18 protein-coding genes are annotated in these 23104 nt (G+C 39.0%); 5 read left to right on the top strand and 13 right to left on the bottom strand.

Features of this window, described 5'->3' with window-relative positions:
- Positions 1-100: 100 nt before the first annotated feature.
- Together RU93_RS06995 and RU93_RS07000 are read right to left on the bottom strand one after the other, a co-directional pair.
- On the bottom strand, positions 101-2077 hold the full coding sequence (locus tag RU93_RS06995; RefSeq protein ID WP_071874897.1) for a heavy metal translocating P-type ATPase: 1977 nt from the start codon (positions 2075-2077) through the stop codon (positions 101-103).
- A 384-nt stretch (positions 2078-2461) separates the two neighbouring features.
- Complete coding sequence (locus tag RU93_RS07000; RefSeq protein WP_071874898.1) at positions 2462-4303, bottom strand: heavy metal translocating P-type ATPase; 1842 nt, start codon at positions 4301-4303, stop codon at positions 2462-2464.
- A 167-nt stretch (positions 4304-4470) separates the two neighbouring features.
- Between RU93_RS07000 and RU93_RS07005 the strand changes: the two genes are divergently transcribed.
- Positions 4471-5025, top strand: a complete 555-nt coding sequence (locus tag RU93_RS07005) for a GNAT family N-acetyltransferase (protein WP_071874899.1) — start codon at positions 4471-4473, stop codon at positions 5023-5025.
- 258 nt (positions 5026-5283) lie between these two features.
- On the opposite strand, the gene RU93_RS07010 is transcribed toward RU93_RS07005, so the two are convergent.
- From RU93_RS07010 to RU93_RS07020, 3 genes are all read right to left on the bottom strand, one after another.
- Complete coding sequence (locus RU93_RS07010; RefSeq protein WP_071874900.1) at positions 5284-7143, bottom strand: DUF4153 domain-containing protein; 1860 nt, start codon at positions 7141-7143, stop codon at positions 5284-5286.
- A gap of 329 nt (positions 7144-7472) precedes the next feature.
- Complete coding sequence (locus RU93_RS07015; RefSeq protein WP_071874901.1) at positions 7473-8546, bottom strand: FUSC family protein; 1074 nt, start codon at positions 8544-8546, stop codon at positions 7473-7475.
- 119 nt (positions 8547-8665) lie between these two features.
- On the bottom strand, positions 8666-9514 hold the full coding sequence (locus RU93_RS07020; protein WP_071874902.1) for an aldo/keto reductase: 849 nt from the start codon (positions 9512-9514) through the stop codon (positions 8666-8668).
- A gap of 242 nt (positions 9515-9756) precedes the next feature.
- Here RU93_RS07020 and RU93_RS07025 point away from each other — a divergent pair, with 242 nt between their 5' ends.
- From RU93_RS07025 to RU93_RS07040, 4 genes are read left to right on the top strand one after another with little or no spacing between them, the layout of a single operon-like run.
- A complete protein-coding gene (locus RU93_RS07025) occupies positions 9757-10473 on the top strand; it encodes an amino acid ABC transporter permease (protein ID WP_071874903.1) in 717 nt (238 codons plus the stop codon).
- Positions 10466-11200: an amino acid ABC transporter ATP-binding protein gene (locus RU93_RS07030; protein ID WP_071874904.1), complete on the top strand. Its 735-nt coding sequence runs from the start codon at positions 10466-10468 to the stop codon at positions 11198-11200. Before RU93_RS07025 ends, RU93_RS07030 begins: the two co-directional genes overlap by 8 nt.
- A 32-nt stretch (positions 11201-11232) precedes the next feature.
- Positions 11233-12117, top strand: a complete 885-nt coding sequence (locus RU93_RS07035; RefSeq protein ID WP_071874905.1) for a transporter substrate-binding domain-containing protein — start codon at positions 11233-11235, stop codon at positions 12115-12117.
- Between the two features lie 24 nt (positions 12118-12141).
- Positions 12142-13326: a M20 family metallopeptidase gene (locus tag RU93_RS07040; RefSeq protein WP_071874906.1), complete on the top strand. Its 1185-nt coding sequence runs from the start codon at positions 12142-12144 to the stop codon at positions 13324-13326.
- A gap of 86 nt (positions 13327-13412) precedes the next feature.
- Here RU93_RS07040 and RU93_RS07045 read toward each other — a convergent pair whose 3' ends face one another.
- The 8 genes from RU93_RS07045 to RU93_RS07080 all read right to left on the bottom strand — a co-directional run bounded on the left by RU93_RS07045 (position 13413) and on the right by RU93_RS07080 (position 22911).
- Positions 13413-14570 (bottom strand): GGDEF domain-containing protein, encoded by a 1158-nt coding sequence (locus RU93_RS07045; protein WP_071874907.1) that lies wholly within the window; start codon positions 14568-14570, stop codon positions 13413-13415.
- Positions 14571-14883: 313 nt separating this feature from the next.
- Positions 14884-16107, bottom strand: a complete 1224-nt coding sequence (locus RU93_RS07050; RefSeq protein WP_071874908.1) for an amidohydrolase family protein — start codon at positions 16105-16107, stop codon at positions 14884-14886.
- Between the two features lie 42 nt (positions 16108-16149).
- Positions 16150-17457 (bottom strand): citrate transporter, encoded by a 1308-nt coding sequence (locus RU93_RS07055; RefSeq protein ID WP_379952816.1) that lies wholly within the window; start codon positions 17455-17457, stop codon positions 16150-16152.
- Between the two features lie 75 nt (positions 17458-17532).
- Positions 17533-18750 carry a dicarboxylate/amino acid:cation symporter gene (locus RU93_RS07060; RefSeq protein WP_071874910.1) on the bottom strand — a complete coding sequence of 406 codons (1218 nt, stop codon included), beginning with the start codon at positions 18748-18750 and terminating at the stop codon, positions 17533-17535.
- A 620-nt stretch (positions 18751-19370) separates the two neighbouring features.
- Positions 19371-20024 (bottom strand): tRNA (guanosine(46)-N7)-methyltransferase TrmB, encoded by a 654-nt coding sequence (trmB, locus tag RU93_RS07065; RefSeq protein WP_071874911.1) that lies wholly within the window; start codon positions 20022-20024, stop codon positions 19371-19373.
- Between the two features lie 64 nt (positions 20025-20088).
- Positions 20089-20865: a phosphotransferase family protein gene (locus tag RU93_RS07070; RefSeq protein WP_071874912.1), complete on the bottom strand. Its 777-nt coding sequence runs from the start codon at positions 20863-20865 to the stop codon at positions 20089-20091.
- A gap of 97 nt (positions 20866-20962) precedes the next feature.
- Positions 20963-22180, bottom strand: a complete 1218-nt coding sequence (locus RU93_RS07075; protein WP_071874913.1) for an ABC transporter permease — start codon at positions 22178-22180, stop codon at positions 20963-20965.
- 2 nt (positions 22181-22182) lie between these two features.
- On the bottom strand, positions 22183-22911 hold the full coding sequence (locus tag RU93_RS07080; protein ID WP_071874914.1) for an ABC transporter ATP-binding protein: 729 nt from the start codon (positions 22909-22911) through the stop codon (positions 22183-22185).
- Positions 22912-23104 lie beyond the last annotated feature (193 nt).

Consider the following 23104-nt stretch of genomic DNA (forward strand, 5'->3'; position numbering starts at 1 on the left):
ACTATCTTTAGCGAACTTATTCTTCTTTATACTTTAAAATCGTTCGTTTATAACGCAAAAAAAAGAAGCTGTGACAATCGTCATCGCTTCTTTTTTTTCATCATTCTTTAATGGGTAAGAGTAAACGTAAGCCATTCAAAATGACAACGAGTGTACTGCCTTCGTGGACAAAGACGCCAAGCCCAATTTCGATTTTGCCAAAGAAATTGAATACGACGAGTAACGCCACAATTAACATGGAGAAAATCATATTTTGCCAAACAATCCGGTCGAGTTTCTTGGAGACTTGATGGGCATATTTAAATCGCGTTAAGTCATTCTTCATAATAACGGCGTCTGCTACGTCAATCGCCACATCCGTTCCATCACCCATGGCAAAACCAATATCCGCTTGGACTAGGGCTGGCGCATCATTAATCCCATCGCCAAGCATCACCGTTTTGCCATACTGTTGTTGTAGTTCTGTGATAATGGTTGATTTTTGTTCGGGTAAAACATTGCCTTTTACCTGGGAGATGCCCAGTAAATCACCCACGGCTTGCCCAGTTAAGGTAGCATCTCCTGTAATCATGACTGTTTGAATCCCTTGCGTATCCAAATAATCGATGACACTTGATGCCGTTGGTTGTGGTAAATCCATCATAGCCAAATAGCCAACCACATGATCATTTTCACCAAAGAAGACGACATTCTTGCCTTGTTTTGTCAGACGTTCGGTTTGCACTAATAATTCGCTCGCGATATTGGCAAAGAAATCTTGTTTCCCGATTTTATATTCCTTGCCTTCATATATAGTCTTTAAGCCTTTCCCAATATCATTTTGGACATCGAGTGCAATGGGGGACACTTGATCAAAATGACGTAACATTGCTTTCGCTAACGGATGGTTCGCACTATTTTCCATTGAAACAATGATTTTTGTCCAGTCAGACGCTTTTCTCTCATCGATAAAATAAACGTCTGTTACCGCGGGATTCCCTTGCGTCAATGTACCCGTTTTATCAAAAGCCACTGCTTGCACATCGGCTAAATTCGCTAAGTACGAGCCACCTTTAAATAACACGCCACGTTTGGCTAAATTCGAAATGCCCGATAAACTAGCAGGAATCGCACTTGCTGCTAGGGCACATGGGGAAGCTGAAATCATCAAGACCATTCCTCGATAGAAACTCGCATACCAGCCCCACTGAAAGATCACTATCCCGGATAAAATAAAGAGCGGCACGATGGCTAAGACCGTTTTTACGTAGAGTGGTTCAATTTGTTTAATTTTTGTTGCTGTCGGTGATAAGCGACTTTGCGATTGGTTCACTAATGTTAAAATTTTGGCAAAGATCGTGTCGGAAGCAACTTTTGTAACAGTCATCGTAAACGTTCCTTGACCATTAATGGTGCTTCCGTAAACTTCTGCTCCAACAGTTTTTTCTTGTGGCATGCTTTCACCATTAATGGACGATTCATTTAACGTACTACTTCCTTCAAGAATCACACCATCTGTTGGCACTTGATCACCTGGGAGGACTTTTAACTGGTCCCCAATTTTTAAGGTCTCAACTTCTACCATTACATATTCACCATTTGCTTGGCGTAACCGAGCTTTCGTTGGGTTCATTTTTAGGAGCGCGGTAATTTCTCGCTTACTGCGTCCTTCCGCATATTCTTCTAGAAAATGAGCTCCTGAAAAAATAAGAATAAGTAATGCACCTTCATCGTAATCGCCAAGAAAAACAGCCCCAATGGCAGCTAGCGTCATTAAAATATGCACGTTTGGCCAAAATTTCTTTAAACGGATACTCTCTGTAATGGTTTCACCAATTCCTTCAAAAATCACTTGATAACCGGCAACGACCATCGCACTCAACATGAATAGATTCGATAACGATTCTGGTAACGGACTAAGAAGAGCAATCAAATAAAGGACTAGTCCAACAACATACAGGATGACTGGCTGCTTTCCATGATTATGGTGATGACTACAGCTAGATGCCGCCTCTGTGTGTTGGTGGTGATGCTCATGATCGTGGTCGTGGTCGTGATGGTCTTGGCATGAATGGTCTTTTTTTACTATCATTGACATTTCGTTCCCTCCAGTTCATACATGAATAATCATTCATTTGTTATCCTTATTATATATGAATGAAAATTCATTTGTCAATAGACTTTCTCCTCTTTCACCTATTTTTAACTATTGTTACAATTAATCGAAACGACTTTGCAATTCGTCTAGTTCTCGTCATTTTTGTGTTAAAAAAAGGAATAGAATCATGACAGTTGTCATCGTTCTATTCCTTTTTTCTCGATTGTTCTCCAGTCGCTCAGAGCAACGCGCCTTTTGTCGCACCTTATTTTTAGGGTTCAAAAGGCTGCTCTTTCGGCTACTTCAATCCTTACGCTCAATTGAGAAAACCAATTGCTCGTAGGGATTTCCAGTCGCTCAGACCATAACGCCTTTTGTCGCACCTTATTTTTCTTCGCGTAGGAGGCGTAAGCCATTTAAAATAACTAAAATCGTACTACCCTCATGCCCGATTACTGCTAGAGGAATCGTTAAGCTTTGCATTAAATTCAAGGCAATTAACGATAAAATGACCGCGACACTAAAAATAATATTTTGTTTAATGATTCTTTTCATTTTTTGAGAGAGGCGATGAGTGTACACGAGTTTCGCTAAATTATTTTCCATAATCACGACATCGGCCACGTCCATGGCAACGTCCGTTCCTTCGCCCATCGCAATCCCGATTGTCGCGGTTGCCAGTGCTGGTGCATCGTTGACGCCATCACCGACCATCGCATTTTTACCATATTTTTCTTTCAGCTGTTGGACGTATTTCACTTTATCTTCTGGAAGTAGTTCGCCGTAGTACTCTTTAATTCCGGCATCTTGTGCGACCGTTTGGGCGGTATGGCGATTATCACCAGTTAACATGACTGTTTGAATTCCAGCATTATTAAAGTAAGCGACGGATTCTCGGGCGTTTTTATTTAATGTATCAAGCAGGCCAATACCTCCGATAAATTGGTGGTCACGTTCCACATAAATCACGGTTTTCCCTTGATGTTTCCACTCAGCTAACGCTTCAGGTTCTTCATAGGTGCCACGTTTTTTCCCTACGTAATAGGTATGATCCCCTTCGACTGCTTGAATCCCACTGGCTGTGATTTCTTCTGTTACAAGATCAAGACTTTGATACGCTTGTCCCCATTTTTTGACAATTCCTTGGGCTAACGGATGGGTACTTTTCCCTTCTAGTCCCAGGACATAAGGTAAAATAACAGCTTCGTCTTCTGCCCAATATTCATCGGTGACGCTAAATTCACCTTTTGTTAAAGTACCGGTTTTATCAAAGGCGATACTCCGAATTTCTGCCAGTTCTTCTAAATAAGTGCCCCCTTTAAAGAGCATTCCGTGACGTGCGCCATTACTAATAGCACTCAGTAAAGCCGGTGTGGAACTTGCCACTAAGGCACAGGGACTTGCAACAACGAGTAAGTTCACACCACGATAGAGGCTTTCGTTCCAAGTCCAAGATAAGCCGAAACGAAAAGCGAGAATCGCTAATGGAACAGTGATTAAAATAATCATCACGTACTGATTTTCGACACGTTGGATAAAACTTTCAGTCTTCGTTTGACTGTTTTGTGCGGATTCGACTAACGCAATAATTTTCGCAAAAACGGTTTCTGAGCGATCCTTATTGACTTCAATCTCGAGTGCATCCCCGAGATTAATCGTGCCACCATAAATTTCTTCATTGATACCTTTCAACCGAGGAACACTTTCACCATTCACGACCGATTCATCAATTTCAGACGCGCCTTTCATAATGACACCATCTGTTGGAATATGTTCTCCTTTAAAAATAGCCACTTTATCGCCTATCTCTAAATCGGCTGTGTCAATCATTTCGTACGTCCCATCGGCCAACACCAAGCGCGCTTTTTTCGGTTGCCGATCAATCAAACGATTAATTTCGCGGGCACTTTTTTCAGTGGTATATTCTTCTAATAAATGACTTAGACTAAAAATAAAAATAAGTAGTGAACCTTCACGCCAATCACCAATTAACCCCGCACTCACTGCTGCTAAGATCATCAATAAATCGACATTAAAATGTTTTTCCGCCATCAATTCACGTACACCGGCAATTGTGATTTCCGTTCCACCACTGATAACCGACGCTAAATAAATCAGCCAACTATATTCCCATTGAAAGCCAAACTCTAAAATCAAGCCTACAATTAAAAACACAATACAACTCACCGTACTAATTAACGTGATATTTTCTTTGATTTTTTTCATTTCAACCACCTCATTCGTCTTTCTACACTCTCACTTTAGCACCCTTTTGAACGTTTAGATACGGGAATTCCTCAATTGAAAGAGATTATCATTGTCAGTGAGAAGACGGTTAGACGGTTGTATCATTCTATGATACACTAACAAAAATGAAAAAGGAGTCGTTGCGAATGTCATATTATTTTACCCTACCGGTCAATGAAAACATTGCGCTAGCTTACTGTGATTTATCGATGGCCCAAGAAATTTATGAATGTGTCATCTCGGATAAAGAACATATTGGCGTGTTTCTTGATTTTGCCCATCGTACAACAGATATCTCCGTTCAAGAAGAATACATCAAAATGAAGCTCCACAACAATGCCGAAGGAACTGATAAAATGTTTTGTCTCATTTTTGAAGAGTCGATTATTGGGTGTATTGATTTACATAAAATCAATCAAAAAAATCAAAGTGCCGAAATTGGGTATTGGATTCATTCGGATTATACCAATCGCGGGTTTATTACGGCAGTCGTGAAGAAAATCTGTGCCTACTCTTTTTATGGGTTACATTTGAATAAACTTTCAATTTTTGCGGATGTAGCGAATGTCGCAAGTAATAAAGTGGCGCTCAAATGCGGATTTGAATTTGTTGGGACGGATAAAGCAGAAGTGCTGTTACGCGATGAGTTGCGTGATATGAATAAATACTCGTTACTAAAAAAAGATTTTCAGCTTGAATAAAAAGAAAATAGCTAATAGAACGGCAAAAGATACAATCCGTTCTATTAGCTATTTTTTGTTGTGGAGTGGATGCTTATTGAGTCAGAATCTTTATTTCTCCCACGGTTATTGTTCGATGAATTTACCAATGACTTTTAGCAACAATCGCCGAAAGAAGTACTCAAAAAATAGCAAAAAACTCCGAAATGAGCCGCCCCGCTAAAGTTCGATGTTTAGGTCCAACTTTTGCGGAGCGCTATCGATGCCGGAGGTTTTACTCTATTTTTCGCGAATATACACGCCTTCAATTTCTATCCAATAAGTGATCGGTTGATTGTTCTCATCTACTTGCATTTCAATATGATTAAAGATGAGTTGTCCTTCGATTTCATCGGTGCTAAATGGATATTCCAAGGTCGCAACGGTAGTCGATTCTTTTTGTTCTGTTGTCGGCGGATATTCTGCAAGCAATCCTTCTACAAAGGTTTTCAGAGACTCTTCTAAAATCACTTGATTGTTTAATTTAATCGTGAGTTTTGGGACGCTATTTCCCTTTTCAGATAGGATCCACTCAATCTCATATGTCCCTTTATTCCCTTCAAACGTTCCACCTTGACCTTCTTTTTGGTCTTGATAGGTTAGTGGAACGCGCCAATCAAAGGACGCAATATCAATCGCTTGATTCTCGCGACTCACACTCGTAATCGCATTTTGCAAAGGAGCCACATCTTCTTGTCTTGGATAGATAGGGGCAAATCCCATCACTTCCTTAAAGCTTTCATCGTCATATGGCTCAATACTGAACCAAACAGGTAAACGATCTTGCTCTTGCCGGGCCAAATATTGGGCCGAAACCGTCATTTTTTCTCTAATTGGTTGCTCGATTGCTTCACTTCCTGGGATGATTTCATTATTTTCAAACATCTGTGCTTGAATTAATAATTTTTCGAATCGTTGAACTTGAAGTCGTACGGGCAAGCTTTGATAACCGACAAGTGGCATCACCGAGAATAGCATTGTCGCCATGACCAGGAGTAAAACCGAGGCATAGGCGCTTCTATTTTTGAAGACTAAGAGAAGCATGGCTACGACTGCCACTAGCCAAACGAGCATAAAATAATATTCAGTCGTTTGCATTCCGTAAGTCATCAGTTGCTGGATTAACGCCCAACCTTCAAAGGCTAAAATAATGAGCGTGGCAAAAGGAAAGACTTGGCGATACAATTTTGCGACTTTATTTTGTGCTTCATGAACCATAATATAAAGCCAAATACCTACGACTGCATAACTCGTTGCAATACTTGATAAACGGATAAAGTAATTGCCAACTCCTTGGAAAATAATCCGAATTGTCCAAAGTAATAATACAATGGTCAGTGCTAAGGTAACCGGAACAAGAATATAAGAAAATAATAGTTGAATAAATTTCGATTGTTCTTGCGCAGCTTGGTGTTTTTCATCTGGTTGCGTTTGGGAAAAATCAGGTAAGGATCCTAGAAAGATCAGGAACGTCACAAAGCCAATAATCGAACCTAGATGTTGATAAACTTTGAAACTCATTGCGGGATAGAGTAATCCTTGGATGGCACCTGCCACTGCTGAAGTCCCTGCTAATAAGACCATTCCATAAATTAGGGCAATAAAAAAAGATTTTTGGATCATAAAAATCGTGCGCGACAGCGATTGATTTTCTTTTTGGCGTGCTGCAAATAAGACAAAGGCTAAAAACGTTACGCCTAATAACATCGCCATTCTGGCATTGGCAATCTCACTTAAATAGAGATAGTTAAAGGAACTGTTCGCATCAGGAGCCGTTTGTCCAAAAAAGTAAAGCAGTAAAAAACTACTTAACGAAACGATTCCCGTTACACCATTTGCAAGCGACATTCGTGTCGTTTCGAGTTGTTGCCCACGCACATAGGTCGCTGCCATTAAACCAAAAATTGCACCAAAGGCAAACGCCCAATGCAAACTATTAAATAACAAATGAAATTCATCTGCTTGTACACCCTCTATTTGAGTCCGTATCATCGTCGTTATCGTAAATAGCAACCCACTGATGCTCGCAGCTGGGAATGTCCCCATCGCTTGAAAAGCGCCTTTGACAACTTGTTCTACCGAACGTTTCAATTCTTGCATCACTAAAACCTCCCTCATATCGATTTATCCACATTCATTATACCATAATCGTAAAAAACTCTTTCTTTTAACCACTGTTACTGCGACTAATTTTCAATTAAGCTTGCTATGACTGATGAAACAGTACAATCGTTTCTTTAGCGTTAATATTGCTGTTGCTCAAGCGTCTAAAAAAAATCTCAAGTCATCTTTTGAATGAACAGACCCCAAAAAGTTCGATGGTTAAGTCGAATTTTTCGGGGTCTTTCGATTAATTTAAAGAGATCAAGATTCTCTTTAAAAAACTCACAGGCAATTTTATCGTATCATCATTTACTAAAAAAATACGTTTAACAATTGTTCTGACATACTTTTCGTCTTTTTAGTTGGTTGTATAGTAGGCTTAACACTTTAAGAGATAACAGATAGATTCCGACAAAAAGAAGGCCGATGACATTATTCCAGATTCTGAGTTGAACCGATCCCCCAATGCCATAACGATCTTGTGCTAGTAGCAATGCACCAAAACAATTCAGAATGGTTTGATTACGATACGTTGTTAATAATCCTAAACCGAAGCCGCCAATTGGACCAATCAAAAAAAGAGAACGATTTGGTAAAAATGACATCAATGTGAAAAAGCCCACTGAACCTAATATAACCCCGATTAAACGGTCAAACGCACGTTGTTTTAACGCGTCTCGGTCACCGGCTAATAACGAGGCACAGGCAAAACCTGCCCACATATAACGCTCTAAAGAGTAATAATCCATCCATAATAAAAATAAGCTGGTACCTAAAGCTAACACCATTAAAAATTGATTATTCTCATTCCAAACCCGCTCACCGACGATTCGTTTATAGAGCGTGAATTCTTGATGCTTTTCTCGATGCTTTCGGAAATAGATCCAAGAAAACAAGATAAATGCAAGAAAAACTAAAGCAAATCTAGAAACAAAAAATTCTTTGCTCGGTAACGTTCCCACTAGAAAAACATAACAAAAGCTATACAAACTAGGATTTCCTAATTCACGATTATAACTAGTTAGTAAAAAAATCATTAGTAGTGAGTAAAAATGACAAATAAATTTCCAACCGGATGGCAAGACAGCCGCAAGCTGGGGGGAAAATAATAAGAGCAATAAGACGACCCCTAACCCAATTATTCCTTGTTTCACACGATACCCAAAATCAACAAAGCGGATACTCATTAACATACAAAACAAGACGACTGCTAACGTACTTTGTTCCTGCCCAAACACCGCAGAAATCATCGTAATCGAGACACTGGCGAATAAGACGATTAAAAAAGAACGAACAATAAGGGCTCGACGGTAAAAACGTTTCTCTTCGATACTTTCACTCGCTTTTATTTTATTTTTTAAGATAAAAGGTGAAAGTTGAAGCATTTGATAAAAATTCATACATGGCATCCTCTCAAAAGTAAAATAACACTATCGAGGAGGATACTGTTAATTCATTTTTTCTTCAATTAAAAAACTTCGGAAAAAATATTTTCCAAAGTTTTTGATTACTTCTTTATTTAAAAATTAACTTCATCTGGATTGGCTGCAGTTCCCACTTGACCTTTTAATTGATCAATCACAGCCATGTCTTCCGGGGTTATTTCAAAATCAAAGAGTTTCGTGTTTTCAATAATCCGCGATTCGGTGACTGATTTTGGCAATGGTAAAAATCCTTTTTGTAAACTCCAACGTAAAACAAGTTGGGCGATTGTTTTTTGATAATGGTCTGCTAAGGTTTGTAATGATTCAATCTCAAAAATACGGCCGGTACCTAAGGGACTATAGGCTTCTGTTAAAATGCCATGTGCAGTATTATAGGCCACCAGTTCATCTTGGGGATCACTTGGATTGGCATAAATTTGATTCACGACCGGTTTGATTGTCGCTGTTTCGAGTAAGGCATCGATATGATGGGGATGGAAATTCGAGATCCCAATGGCCCGGATTTTACCAGCTTGTACGGCTTCTTCCATCGCGCGCCAGGAATCTGCATTTGTTGCTTGCCAATTCGGACGATATTTTTTCGGATTCGGCCAATGAATTAAATACAAATCAAGATAGTCTACACCAAGTTGTTCTAACGATGCATCGATGGCTTTTCGAGTCTCTTCAAATGTCCGCTGCGTATTCGCTAATTTCGTCGTAATAAATATTTCTTCTCGAGGAATCCCACTTTTAACGATTGCGCGACCGACTGACGCTTCATTTTTGTAAGCGGCGGCGGTATCGATGTGTCGGTATCCAGCCTTTAAAGCGGTTAAAACGGAATGTTCGGCTACATCGCCATCTGGTGTTTGCCAAGTTCCAAAACCAACGATTGGGATTTCTACGCCATTGCTTAACTGATACGTTGTAGTTAATGTCATTGTTTCTCCTCCTAAATTTTTTTACTTCTATATAATGGTACCTCATTCTCGTCTCATTGTCATGCAATCGACTTATACAATAAAATGTATAAAATTAAGTATTTTTAGAAATTAATTGAATAAAAATACAAAAACACTTGCTTTCTCTTTATATATGGATTATTATACATAATATACTTATTTAAGACATTAAATATTCATAAACAACCGATTATGATGAATATTTACGGAAGGAGCTTTTCATGGATCATTATTATCTTAGTGCGATTGTCCTAGACTTTAGCAAACTCATCAAATGGATTCCTACTTTTATCGATGGCACAATTGTTACGATTGTCTTATCGCTAATGACTGTTTTCCTAGGATCAATTATTGGACTATTCGCTACTTTACTCAAACAATCCCCAAATAAATTTTTTAAAGCAATCGCGGCGGTTTATACGCAGGTCGTACGTGGAACCCCATTACTCGTGCAATTATACATTTGGTTATACGGCTTACCGCTCATCGGCGTGACGCTACCTGCACTACCATTTTTGGGTGATGTCTATGGTTCACGCGAATTTCTAACAGCCGTCGTTGCCCTTTCTATTAACTCAGGTGCCTACATTTGCGAATTACTTCGTGGTGGCTTAGAAGCCATTGATAAAGGTCAAATGGAAGCCGGACGTTCGTTAGGATTAAGTCGCAAACAAACGATGCGCTCTATCATTATTCCACAAGCCATACGCGTGATTCTTCCTGGCTTAGGAAACGAATTTATCGCCATGATTAAAGAATCTTCCATTGTTTCCGTCGTTGGAATTTTCGATGTGATGTACACGAGTAATATTATTAAAGCATCGACGTATTCGATTTTCGAACCCTTAATTGTCGTTGCCTTGATTTACTTCTTCCTAACCTTCACATTAACAGCTTTAATGAAACAATTAGAAAAGAGGTTAAGTGTTTATGATTAAAACAATCAACTTACAAAAAGATTACGGTGATTTAAAAGTACTTAAAGGCATTTCAACCGACATCAAACAAGGTGAAATTGTCGCTGTGATTGGCCCTTCTGGTTCAGGAAAGTCAACGTTTTTACGTTGTTTGAACTTAATGGAGCAACCAACAGGCGGCGAGGTATTCTTTAAAGGCAAATCCTTAACCGAAAAAATGTTAAAAGAAGCCGAAATTGATCAAATTCGGCAACATATTGGCATGGTGTTCCAACATTTTAATTTATTTCCCAATATGACGGTTTTAGAAAATATTATTTTAGCTCCAATGAAATTAAAAAATTTATCAAAAGCCGAAGCAACCACGATCGCCGAAGCCTTACTACGAAAAGTCGGCTTATCCGATAAAAAAGATGTGTATCCGAATAAACTTTCTGGTGGACAAAAACAACGGGTAGCTATCGCCCGCGCACTTGCGATGGAACCAGAAGTCATGCTTTTTGATGAACCAACATCGGCCCTTGACCCAGAGATGGTCAAAGAAGTGTTACTCGTGATTCAAGCCTTGGCAAAAGATCATTTAACGACCGTTATTGTCACGCATGAAATGAGTTTCGCAAAAAAAGTTGCCTCACGCGTCCTCTTTATGGATCAAGGGGTCATCGTAGAAGAAGGAACACCAACCGAATTATTTGAACATCCAAAAGAAGAACGAACGAAAGTCTTTTTAGATCAAATTACTTTTTAACCTGATTATCAATTACCCGAGGAGGAACTCTTATGAAATTAAAACATACCTTTACGCTGGCTGTTGCTAGCTTATTATCCCTAACTTTACTCGCTGCATGTGGCAGTAGTGAAAACACCAATGAATCACAAGGAAGCGCGACGGTCGAAATGGATCAACTAAGTAAAATTCAAGAAGCTGGAAAATTAGTGATGGCAACTTCACCTGACTTCCCTCCTGCTGAATTTTATATTTTAAAAGATGGTAAAAAAGAAATTGTCGGTAGTGACGTGGCCTTAATCCAAGCGATTGCGGATGAAATTGGTGTCGAACTTGAAATTAAACCAACGGACTTTAATGGTGTTCTAGCAAATATCCAAACAGGCAGCGTTGACCTTGGAATTGCGGCTTTTGTTGGAACTGATGAACGTGGACAAGTCATGGAGTTTTCCGATGGCTATCAACAAGAAGCGGCCGATGGGTTTCAAGGGGTTTTAATGACGAAAGAAAATGCGGCGAAATTTAAGACACTGGATGAATTAAAAGCAGCAGAATTAACCGTCGGTGCTCAAGGTGGTTCTGTCCAATATGAACTCGCAACGACGATTACGGACGCTAAAAAAATCAAGCAATTCGGGACTATGGATGCAGCGATTTTAGCGTTAAATTCAGGTGACGTTGATGCGATTACGGTTTCTACTTCCCACGTTTTACCCATGTTAGAAACATTCCCAGATTTAGTGATTTTACCACAAGAATCATTCGACCTTGATGTGAATCAAAAATATGCTACGAACGTTATTGGGTTTCCAAAAACAAATGACAATGCGCGTCTAATCGAGATTGCCAATAAAGTCATCCAAGAAAACTTGGAAAACGGGAATTTAGAAAAATGGCGGAAAGAATATACAGAGTTAGCCGTTCAAGCAGTGGAGTAGACGAAAGAAGAAGGAGATTTTACAATGACAACTTTATCAGCGAAGGAAACAATCTTAGCATCAATTGAAAATAACATTGATGATTATATGGAACTCGTGCAAACGATGTATGACAATCCAGAAATTGGAAATGAAGAATTTGAAACAATGGCGCTTTTAGTCAATTATCTCGATCAAGCGGGCTTTAAAACCACATCCGGCTACGTTGTTCCAACTGGTTTTATTGGGGAATACGATACAGGAAAAGCTGGACCCACTATTGCTGTCATGTGTGAATACGATGCTTTACCTGAAGTCGGACATGGTTGCGGACATAACTTAATTGCCGGGATTGGGATTGCAACCGGTGAAGCGGTAAAAGCGGTGATTGATCAGTTCGGTGGAAAATTATTAGTTGTTGGAACACCGGCAGAAGAAAACTTTGGTGGCAAGGTCAGCATGTCAGAAGCTGGCGTCTTTGACGATGTAGATGTGGCATTAATGGTTCATCCAGGTAGTCATAATGGCGTCGGCGGACGTTCATCTGCCTTAAATCCGATTAAATTTGAATTTTTCGGAACAAACGCTCATGCTTGTAAACCACAATCTGGTGCCTCTGCCTTAGATGCAGCCGTGATGAGTTACCTACAAATCAATCTAATTCGTCAATTTGTTAATCCGCATACGTATATTCATGGCGTGATTAAAGATGGTGGCGAAGCAGCCAATGTTATCCCCGCTTATGCTTCATTAGAATATTATTTTAGAGCCCCAACGATGGCTTACGCAAAAGAAATCACTGAAAAAGCAATCAAAGCGGTTGATGGCATTTGTGCTGCAAATGGTGTGACGTATCAAACATCCACGTATGAATGTCCTTATGAAGATACCGTCATCAACTACTTATTAGCGGATGTATTGACCGAAAAATACGAAGAGTTAGGATTAACCGATGTTCAACCAGTCGATGAAGTAGCTACAGGTTCTACTGACGTTGGTGCCGTGAGCTATCGCTGCCCAACAATTCAAGGTTTTATCAAAATTTGTGGCGAAGAAGTCAATGCACATACCGTTGAAATGGCGAATGCGACAATTTCTCCCGATGGTAAAAACGGCTTAATCAAAGCGGCTCAAGGACTAGGTTTAACGATTTTAGAGCTACTCGAAAATCCAGAAAAACTAGTGGCGATTAAACAGGAATTTGACACGACTATCGCAACATTAAAGTAAGTCGTTCAAAGAAAGTCACTACAACGACCACCGGGGCATGATTGCTCCGGTGGTCGTTTCATCTTTATAAAGTAAAAAACCAACACTCAGAAGTTTCCTTCTAAGTGTTGGTTTTTACGTGTTTTATTATCTAATTTTTCATAAAGAGTGATTTGATTGCGACCGAATTCCTTCGAATAGTAACAAGCGGTATCCGCTCTTTCAATCGTTGTCAGTAAATCTTTCTCATAGTCATCATTCGTGGCAATCCCAGCCGAAAATGTTAAATCGATTCGGACATCCTCATCAACGATAATCCCTTGTTCTTTCAAACGAATACTAAAATCATCTAATAATGTAAAAACTTCTTTTTCTGATAAATCATAAAAGAAAAGACAAAATTCTTCGCCCCCAAAGCGATAAATCTCAAATTGGGTTGCATCGATTTTTAAAGATAATTGTCCTCTTAAAACATCAATAAATTCTTTTAAGACGATATTGCCGACCAGATGGCCATGTTCATCGTTAATTGTTTTAAATAAATCTAAATCAATCATGCCAACAACGACATTGACACTTTCATTTTTCAATAATTCAATGACTTCATTTAATGCCGTAAAATTATAAGAACCGGTTAATAAATCCTTTTTACTTTGCAAGATGACTTCCCGATGGTGTCGAACTTCTTTTTCTCTCATATTATAATAAACATTAAAAACGGAAACAATGATAAGTGCTCCCAGTAATGTCAGTAAACGAACATCTAGGATCAGTTCATTTTGTAAATTTTTGATATCATTCCATCTAAAATAAATCGAAACATAAGTCGTCAGCAAAAAAAGAATTTCAAAACTCCATTTTTTCTTTACTAGCGGCGTTTCATTATATATTAAGTACAATACCAATTGTAACAAACCGAGTAAAAGAATGTTCCAATTCGAGGTATTTGTTAACATTCCAGAAGTATGGACACTAAGGAGAATAAAAAACGGGGTAATCGCTAAAAGTATTTTCCCGATTTTTTTAAAAAAATAATGTGCAATAAATAATGCTAACGTGTATTCAAAAATAATTTCACCTAACAAATAGGTCGATAATGCTATTAGAATATATAAATAGACAAAGTATAAGAACGTTATCACACCTAATTGACTCTCGAATTTTGGAAACCATTGTTTTAACGTACGAAATACCGTATCTACCGTTATCACTAAACTAACGACTAATACGGGTAAAATTAAGACAATCACTATTGCAGCATTCATTTTTTCGCCCTTTCCTTAATTTTGACATGATAATCATCCTCATTATAGCACTTTATCATAAGCGAATATAGTCATTTATGAGAGAGTTTTAAAAAAGAATTCTTGATTATTTGCATTTATTCACGTTTTATGCTAAATAAACAATTTCTTACGATTTATTTCCACTATTTTGTCTTTTAAACCACTCTTTCTTTGTGTTTTAGTGAACAGAATTCCCACTCCCTCTCTCTCAATCAGATATCTATCAGCAAAAAAAACATCCACTACAATCAGCGCATGATTGTCAGCGGATGCTTCGTTAATCGCTTATTTATTATTGGTGAACCGTCACAGTTTTAGTTGTTTCAACGGTTACTCGACCGTCTTTAATGACGAAGAGACGTGTTGGGATATCGATAATCGCATCATTTACGACTTTCGTATCTAAAATCACGAGATTCGCTTTATTTCCTTCCCCAATGCCATATCCGTCTAACTTCAAGGCTTTCGCAGGATTTTCGGTAATCATCGGTAACACCGTTGGTAAATCGTCTGCTCCCCCTAAATGTGCTACAGGGATCGCAATCATTGCCGTTTGGAAAATATCGCCATTTCCATAAGGTGTAAAGGCATTGCGAATATTGTTTGTTGCAATACATACGTTGACGCCTGCATCACGTAATTTACGGATTGGTGTCACCGCTCGACGGACGTTATATTCATCATTACGAGCACCTAAATGCAAGTCAGTCGCTGGAAGTGCCATGACGCTAATTTGTGCTTTTGCCATTAATTCTAAAATTGGCGTTAATTTTTCTTCAGGTAAGGCATGAAGTGCTGTTAAGTGACCCACAGAAACACGGCCTTGATAGCCTTCATCAATTGTTTTTTGACAGAGATATTCAATACTCATATGATCCGCTTCATCGGCAAAATCTTGGTGTAAATCAATGTCTTTGTCATATTTTTTCGCAATTTCAAAAATCAAATCGATATGGTCATTCGCAGGTGCATCGTTATACGGAATACCACCAACAACGTCTGCCCCCATCTCCATTGCTTGATGCATCATCGCTTCCGTTCCTGGCGCTTTGAAGATTCCTTCTTGCGGGAATGCGACAACTTGGATATCCACGAATTTTTTGTATTCTTCTTTCAGTTTTAAAATCACTTCAAAACCAGTGAATCCTTGTGCTGGATCAAATTCAGAATGCGTACGAATCACCGTCACGCCGTTTGGAATAATCATATCTAAAACTTTTTTTGCTCGGTCATAAATATCTTCTTTGGTAAAGGTTGGTTTTAATTCAGCCGTCACTTCAATTGCTTCTTTTAACGTTCCTGATTTATTCGGTTTACGACTTGCAATTAACGCTTTATCTAAGTGAATATGACTTTCAACAAGACCTGGAATCACCACGCGACCCTCAGCGTCGATTACGCGTGTTGCTTCTCCCTCGATACTTGGCGCGATTTTGCTAATTTTTCCAGCTTCAATCGCAATATCTGTTAACGATTGGTCATCGCTTAAACGTGCATTTTTAATTAAAATATCCATATTCTCTACTTCCTCCTAATATATTATCGTTCTTATTTATTATTACCCCATCACTAGTGAAATGATAAGGAGAACAACCGCTGCCATACTAATCCATTTCACGTTACCTTTTACAACATCTAAAATCGGAATATCAAAACCGGAAGACAGAGCTTGCATCGTAATATTTACGAAACTCATTTGACTTCCAAGTCCAACACCCATTGTCACAAATCCTAGTGCAAGTGGTGAAAATCCAAGTGAAATTGCTACAGGTAAGACTAATGTTAAGACAGAACCAACATAGGCTCCGGCTGGTACACCAATTAGAATACCGGTTAAGACAGCAACTGGTACGACAATGGCCGCAGGTGCTCCTTTAGCTACACCCGCAATTACCGCAAAGGTTCCTGTTTGGGCAATCACGTTAATGAACGCTAAGAAAATCCCAACTTGGAAGAGACGAGTTAAGATGTATGTCGATCCTTCAATCATGGATTCTACTGTTTTATTCATTGAGAATGATGTGCACGCGAAAATCAGAATTAACGTTGCAATCATGTAAACAAGTGGTGTGAAAAGTGCAAATCCGATAAGATTATTCACAACTGGGCCAAAAATAACCGCAAATAGTAAGAAAATAGCCGGAATTGTTAATTTAAATAATTGGCCATTATTCATTTCTGCGTACTCATCGTTTTCAACTTCTTTAAAGCCGACGTTACGACGTTTTGTTCCCCAGTAAGCTAAAACTAAAGCTAATCCGACAAATAGTAACCAGTACGGACGCATTGTCACAACATATTCACTGACGTCAAAACCGCCAAGTTGTGAGACGATACTAGACTCAAGTGATGCTGGCGAAGTCGTAAATGAAACGGCTGCCGCTAAAGACATTGCCGCAATTAACTCAGGTACAACTCCGACCGCTGCAAACGCAAGTGGTGCAATAACCATCGCGCTACCGCCACCAATTCCAGACATGTAAGTTGCGGCTGCGAGTAAGATGACGATAAAAACAGAAACAAGTTCAACTTTCCCTTTTGTTCCACGTTTCGCTAACGTAAGTGCAGCAGAATAGCCACCTGATTTGAATACTGCCATCGCAATAGCAGAGTTAATAATCGGAACAGTAATGCCCAACATTGTCGGAATCGCTTCTAATAGTTTTTGATTGGCTTCTGCTAATCCAATACCACCAATCACCATCGCGATTGCACCACCGACAACCCCTGCAATAATCATATCTACCTTCATAAATAAGAGCACTAAGACAATCACTAATGGTACGATTGTTAACACCGCCATAAAGCCTGTTGGTGCGACAATTTCTTGCATTTCTTCAGCAAAGACCGTCACTGGCGCCAACATCAGGCACAGCCCTGCGAATAAGATACTTAATTTTTGTTTGTTCATTTATAACGCCTCCTCTATATTTTTCCTTGCTTAATTTTTTTGATTAAAGACTTCATAATCAATCTCATTTACCGAACGAGCGACAACAATCGCGGAATAAACATCAGAATTCACATTTAAGAATGTTCTTAACATTCCGACAAACCATTCAACACCAGCAAAAATAGCAATACTCTCAATTGGTAGCCCTAATTGCGGCACGATAATCGCGAGAGAAACTAGTCCTGCTCCTGGAACCACTGCATTGGCAAGCGAGACAAAAGTCGCGGTAATCGCTACGGTAATCATTTTGGAAAGATCAAAGTCCATTTGATACATTTGAGAAATCGTCATCACCGTCAATGCCATATGCATGGCTGAACCATTACTATTTAACGACATTCCCAAAGGTAAGACTAAATTCGTAATCCGGTCGCTTAATCCAAGTTTTTCATGGGCTTCTTCCATCGCAATCGGCAAGGTAATCGCCGAAGATGTCGTTGCTAACGCCATGACCGTCATACTTTTCATGTTTTTAACTAATTGAATCGGATTCACTTTACAATAAATGGTAATGATTAAAATCCATAATCCCATAAATAATAAGGATGCCGTCGCGTAAACGAGCAGATATTTGATTAGCGGTAAAATAATTTGTAACCCTAAATTACTAATCGTTGACGCAATTAATGCAAAGATTCCTAAAGGCGCGACCAACATCACATAGCGAATGACATTGATAATGACCTCATTGAAGTCAATGATTAATTCAAATAATTTAGACTCTGGCTTCGTCTGAATATAACGATTCAGGCCAATTCCAAAAAAGAGCGCGAACACAATAATTTGAATAATCGAACCTTTTGATAGCGAATCGAAAATATTCGTCGGTAAAAAATTTAAAAAGGTTTCAGCAGGCGTAATTTCTTGGGTTTGAATGCCCAAATCCTGAGCCCCTGCTAAATCAATGCCTCTTCCCGGATTAAAAACCACGGCCATCGCAACACCCCAAACGGCAGCTAAGAAGGAAGAAATGCCAAAGACGGCAATCGTTTTACCACCTAGCTTCGTGAGTTCTTGAGGGTTAATCCCCGCGACCGCTTGAATAATTTGCCCTAAAATTAAAACTGGAATCGCCATTTGCATTAAACGTAAGAACGCATCCCCGATAATTTTTAACTCAATCCCGATTTTCGGTAACAACAATCCAAACGCAACCCCTAATACGACGGCAATGACAATTTGTGTAATCATTGATACTTTTTTCATTTTTCACGCTCCCCTCGATTGATCGGCGGGTTCTTTGTAAGCGGATGATACTCTTTAAAATAATCGATATAATAACTAATTGTTTGATGTGCGATTCGAGAATGACAGAAATCTTACGAATACCTTATTGAAGAGCTTACGTTTTTTTATCACAAAACAAGCAGACGTTTCTCTCATTTCTTTTCTCGCTTCATCTTACTTGACAACATGACCATCCTCGCTCAATCCCACTTTTCAATCTTCTCTTTGTTTGATGAATTCTGCTCTAAATTTTCATCGTATCCACCCATAACAATCCTCCTTTTTCTCCCCTATCTTATCAGATTTTTTTATAGATACCAAATCTGAGTATCATAATTATTGGAATTTTTTTACTTTTGTAGCAATTGAATAAAACGCTTCCAAAAGAATGTTCACTCTGTCCAATTATAGGATCGCTTTCATTCTAAATCGAATTCTTCTTACACATAACATACTTGTGTTATTTTCTTTCGTCGATACTGTAACCATACCAAAAAGCACTCTAGACCATTGGTGCCGGCTAGAGTGCTTTTGGGTGTCACTTCTTATTTGTATCAATGCGTGTTGAACTTATTAATCAAGCTCGCTTTTGTATCTAGTTATTTTTTTGTTTTATCTGGGAATTTCGCTTCAACGCGATAAATCGGTTGGCCTTTTGAAGAAAATTTACGCTCATATTCGGTCATGATATTGCCCTCGTAAGAACTCGCATGCAAATCTAACCATACTTTTTGAATAATCAGTCCGTATTGCGAAAAACTCGCTAACGAATATTCAAAAAGTCCTTGATTATCGGTTTTAAAGTGTAATTCTCCAGCGGGACGTAAAATTTGTTCATCGACCGCTAAGAAGGTTTTGTATGTTAAACGACGTTTTTCATGCTTGGATTTTGGCCAAGGATCTGAAAAGTTCAAATAAATTTGATCGACTTCACTATCCGCAAAGTAATTTGTTAATTCTGAGCCATCCACATGCAACAATTGTAAATTAGGAACTTCTTCAGCAATCAGTTTATCTAAAGCAAACGATACGACACTCGTTTGCATATCGATACCGATATAATTAATCTCCGGATGTGCTTTTGCCATTCCAAAAATAAATTGCCCTTTTCCCATCCCAATTTCAATATGAATCGGTTGGTCATTTCCAAAACGTTCTGTCCAGCGACCTTTCCATTTTTGGGGTTCATCAACTACATATTGCGGATAACTCGCAATTAGTTCTTCTGCTCCACTACGTTTTCTAACTCTCATATCTTATCCTTCCTAATTTCAACAAAAAGCGATCTTTCTGGGCGCTTTTTTAGTCTGTTATTTTCTAAACATATATTCGTTTTAATTGGACGATTTCTTGATTCATTTTTTGATATTCACCTTTTAAATCATACTTTTTAATTTCTTGAAGCATGCTTAAAATCGCATACCAATACGTTTTTTCTAATACATCGCCTGTCGGATGAATCCCGTAACTAATTAGCCACTGTTCCCAGTTTGAAATCGGCACATAATGACCTAAGATGGAGCCGATATCGACAAAGGGATCACTAAACATCACCGAATCCCAATCGACTAAATATAAGTAGTGATTACAAACGAGCCAATTACGACAATTCACGTCGCCGTGGACAACGGTTTTTTCCTCGCGCTGAAACGTCGGCATATGTTGAATTAAGTATTGATACACCAAGACCAAAAAAGGATTTTCTTGTAAATGTTGCGGTAAGTTCAGGCGATATTCTTGTAGCATTTTTTGGGGCGTGTACGTCTCCCCACCCATTTTTTCTAGCATATTTTTTAAAGAAGCAGAGTGGTGTAAATGATAAAGGACATCAATCACATCATTGCGTTCACCAATTTCATCAGGCGCTAAAATCCGACCTTCTAACCATTCTTGCGCGGTTAAGACATCGCCATTGCCCATGCGCTTCGTCCAAACAAGTTTCGGGGTAATGCCTTCTCTTGATAAAGCAGCTAACATCGGGGTTGTATTGCGTTTAATAAAGACTTTTTCTTCTGCGTTAAAGCCGTAATATGTTTTTCCGGTATCGCCTTTGATTGGCTGGATTTTCCATCCGCTATCTAATCGCAGTTCCATCTTTACGCCTCCCCTTTTTTATTTTTTAAGACAGTAATATTTATTTTAGCCCCCTAAACGGTCTGAGTCAAGCACATGTATGTTCGCTTTGTGAATCTTACTCTGTTAATTTTTTGATTCGATAAGGTAAATAAATGAAAATAAACAGTCCGACCACGCCAAAATAGGTACCTGTGACAATGAATCCTTGACGAACAGATGCCAGTGAGATCCCACCAATGATTCCAAAAATAAGGGCGCAAAGGCTCAGTAACACGGTTAACAATTGACGTAAGGCTTTTTCTTTTTGTTTTTCTTGAATCGGATATAACTGAACCGTCGTAACATAGCGGAATTGTTGCGCTAACGGTAATAATTGAAATCCAATCAAATAAAGAAATAAACTCCCAATCCCAAGCGCAAACCAAACATCATTCACAAAAAATAATAAGAGGCTACCAATGACTGTTAAACGTAAATAGAGTCCACTGTACTCCGTTCCACGCACAAAATGGCGCGAAAATAAATAGAGATACGTATTTTCTTGTGTCACGGTAATGTTACGGAATACCCAGTCAAGCGATTTTCGGCGTTTAATCGTCCCTTGCATTTCAGGAACATCGGTAAATAAATGAATAAATTGATAGACCCGGCGCAAACGGGTTTGTTCTGCGTGGATGAAGGCTTCCCAATCAAGCGGCGCGTGCATCTTGACCCATAACCATTGATAAAAGAAAACTATTTGGAAAATGGCTAGCAAACTAGCCCAGACATAAGAGCCAAAAATACTCACGCTTAAAATAGCTAGACTCACTACCGTCCAAAGAATCTTACTTTGTTGACGCAAGCCCTTCACATTCTGGAAAAAAGCTAAGCGTTGAATTAGTAAGTGACTTCCTTTTAAATTCCATAAGATAAAAATAAAGAAAATCGTACTCGAAAATGAGACGTTCCCCGTCGCAATCACGACTAGAGGCATCGCCATCGCTGTCGTGAGAATTAAAACCCCAAATGGCAAATAGCAACTATATATCAGCGCTTGATTTAAATACTTGCGCATTTGCGTTTCTTTTGGTAACAAAAAAATCCCATCGGCTCGCTGAATTAAACTAGCAAATTGACCGAAATACAACGTCAAAAACAAAAAAAGAACAACGATGATTTTCCCAAGCGGATACGGAGAAGGCAATGTTTTGAGTAATCCTGAGTAATAAAAGCCCAATCCGCCGAGTAAAAAAGTCATCGTAAAGGCAAAGTGATCATTAAAAACATATTTTAAATAGCGCTGCATTCGCCGTTGATGGTGGCGAACACGCTGTTGAAATAAATCGGTCATCCCTATGCCTCCTTCGTCAAGGCCAAATAGATATCATCTAGCGAAGCTTCTGGCAAGTCAAATTCCTGTTGCAAATCCGCAATCGTTCCTTGTGCCCGAATTTGACCTTCATGCAAAATAATGAACCGATCGCAATGTTGTTGCGCCGTCGCTAAGACGTGGGTTGACATTAAAATCGAGACACCTCGTTGTTTCATTTCGCCAAAGAGTTGTAACAAGGCATGAATGGCTAACGGATCCAGTCCTAAAAAAGGTTCGTCGACAATTAGTAAACTTGGCTCCGTAATCAAGGCACATAAAATCATGACCTTTTGTTTCATCCCTTTTGAAAAATTAGCCGGAAACCAATCGATCCGATTTTCTAAACGAAAGACTTTCAATAAATTAGCCGCACGTTCCCTCGCCACTTCAGGCGCAATATCATAGGCCATCGCCGTAATCTCAATGTGTTCTTTTAAGGTTAATTCTTCATAGAGAACCGGCGTTTCAGGAATATAGCCGATTTTTTGGCGATACGCTTGAGGATCTTTCTTTAAACTTAACCCATCTAACGTAATCGTGCCGCTTTGTGGTTGCAATAAACCCATGATTTCTTTGATCGTCGTACTTTTTCCGGCACCGTTCAAGCCAATTAAACCGACTAACTCATGGTCATGAATTTCAAAACTAATATCTTTTAACACAGGGATTGGGCCGTAGCCACCTGTGACGTGTTGTAGCGTTAAGGTCATCGCTGTTTTCCTCCAAAAATTGATTGTTTTCATTATACCATGCTCAGAAAGAAAGAAGTACTACAAACCCGCGGCGTTTTGAGGGGACTTATCGACTTATCACCGCAACATTTTTTTGACTTTATTTCGATAGAAGATAGACTACTCTACCGAAAACAGTCTCTTCACGAAGGGACATGAAGAGGCTGTTACG

It is taken from the genome of Enterococcus aquimarinus (assembly GCF_001885765.1).
Classification (GTDB): Bacteria; Bacillota; Bacilli; order Lactobacillales; family Enterococcaceae; genus Enterococcus_I; species Enterococcus_I aquimarinus.

Excerpts from the sequence above, each read along its gene's own strand:
- RU93_RS06995 (WP_071874897.1), bottom strand. The coding sequence starts at position 2,077 with ATGTCAATGATAGTAAAAAAAGACCATTCATGCCAAGACCATCACGAC.
- RU93_RS07000 (WP_071874898.1), bottom strand. The coding sequence starts at position 4,303 with ATGAAAAAAATCAAAGAAAATATCACGTTAATTAGTACGGTGAGTTGT.
- RU93_RS07005 (WP_071874899.1), top strand. The coding sequence starts at position 4,471 with ATGTCATATTATTTTACCCTACCGGTCAATGAAAACATTGCGCTAGCT.
- RU93_RS07010 (WP_071874900.1), bottom strand. The coding sequence starts at position 7,143 with ATGCAAGAATTGAAACGTTCGGTAGAACAAGTTGTCAAAGGCGCTTTT.
- RU93_RS07015 (WP_071874901.1), bottom strand. The coding sequence starts at position 8,546 with ATGAATTTTTATCAAATGCTTCAACTTTCACCTTTTATCTTAAAAAAT.
- RU93_RS07020 (WP_071874902.1), bottom strand. The coding sequence starts at position 9,514 with ATGACATTAACTACAACGTATCAGTTAAGCAATGGCGTAGAAATCCCA.
- RU93_RS07025 (WP_071874903.1), top strand. The coding sequence starts at position 9,757 with ATGGATCATTATTATCTTAGTGCGATTGTCCTAGACTTTAGCAAACTC.
- RU93_RS07030 (WP_071874904.1), top strand. The coding sequence starts at position 10,466 with ATGATTAAAACAATCAACTTACAAAAAGATTACGGTGATTTAAAAGTA.
- RU93_RS07035 (WP_071874905.1), top strand. The coding sequence starts at position 11,233 with ATGAAATTAAAACATACCTTTACGCTGGCTGTTGCTAGCTTATTATCC.
- RU93_RS07040 (WP_071874906.1), top strand. The coding sequence starts at position 12,142 with ATGACAACTTTATCAGCGAAGGAAACAATCTTAGCATCAATTGAAAAT.
- RU93_RS07045 (WP_071874907.1), bottom strand. The coding sequence starts at position 14,570 with ATGAATGCTGCAATAGTGATTGTCTTAATTTTACCCGTATTAGTCGTT.
- RU93_RS07050 (WP_071874908.1), bottom strand. The coding sequence starts at position 16,107 with ATGGATATTTTAATTAAAAATGCACGTTTAAGCGATGACCAATCGTTA.
- RU93_RS07055 (WP_379952816.1), bottom strand. The coding sequence starts at position 17,457 with ATGTTGGCGCCAGTGACGGTCTTTGCTGAAGAAATGCAAGAAATTGTC.
- RU93_RS07060 (WP_071874910.1), bottom strand. The coding sequence starts at position 18,750 with ATGAAAAAAGTATCAATGATTACACAAATTGTCATTGCCGTCGTATTA.
- trmB (WP_071874911.1), bottom strand. The coding sequence starts at position 20,024 with ATGAGAGTTAGAAAACGTAGTGGAGCAGAAGAACTAATTGCGAGTTAT.
- RU93_RS07070 (WP_071874912.1), bottom strand. The coding sequence starts at position 20,865 with ATGGAACTGCGATTAGATAGCGGATGGAAAATCCAGCCAATCAAAGGC.
- RU93_RS07075 (WP_071874913.1), bottom strand. The coding sequence starts at position 22,180 with ATGACCGATTTATTTCAACAGCGTGTTCGCCACCATCAACGGCGAATG.
- RU93_RS07080 (WP_071874914.1), bottom strand. The coding sequence starts at position 22,911 with ATGACCTTAACGCTACAACACGTCACAGGTGGCTACGGCCCAATCCCT.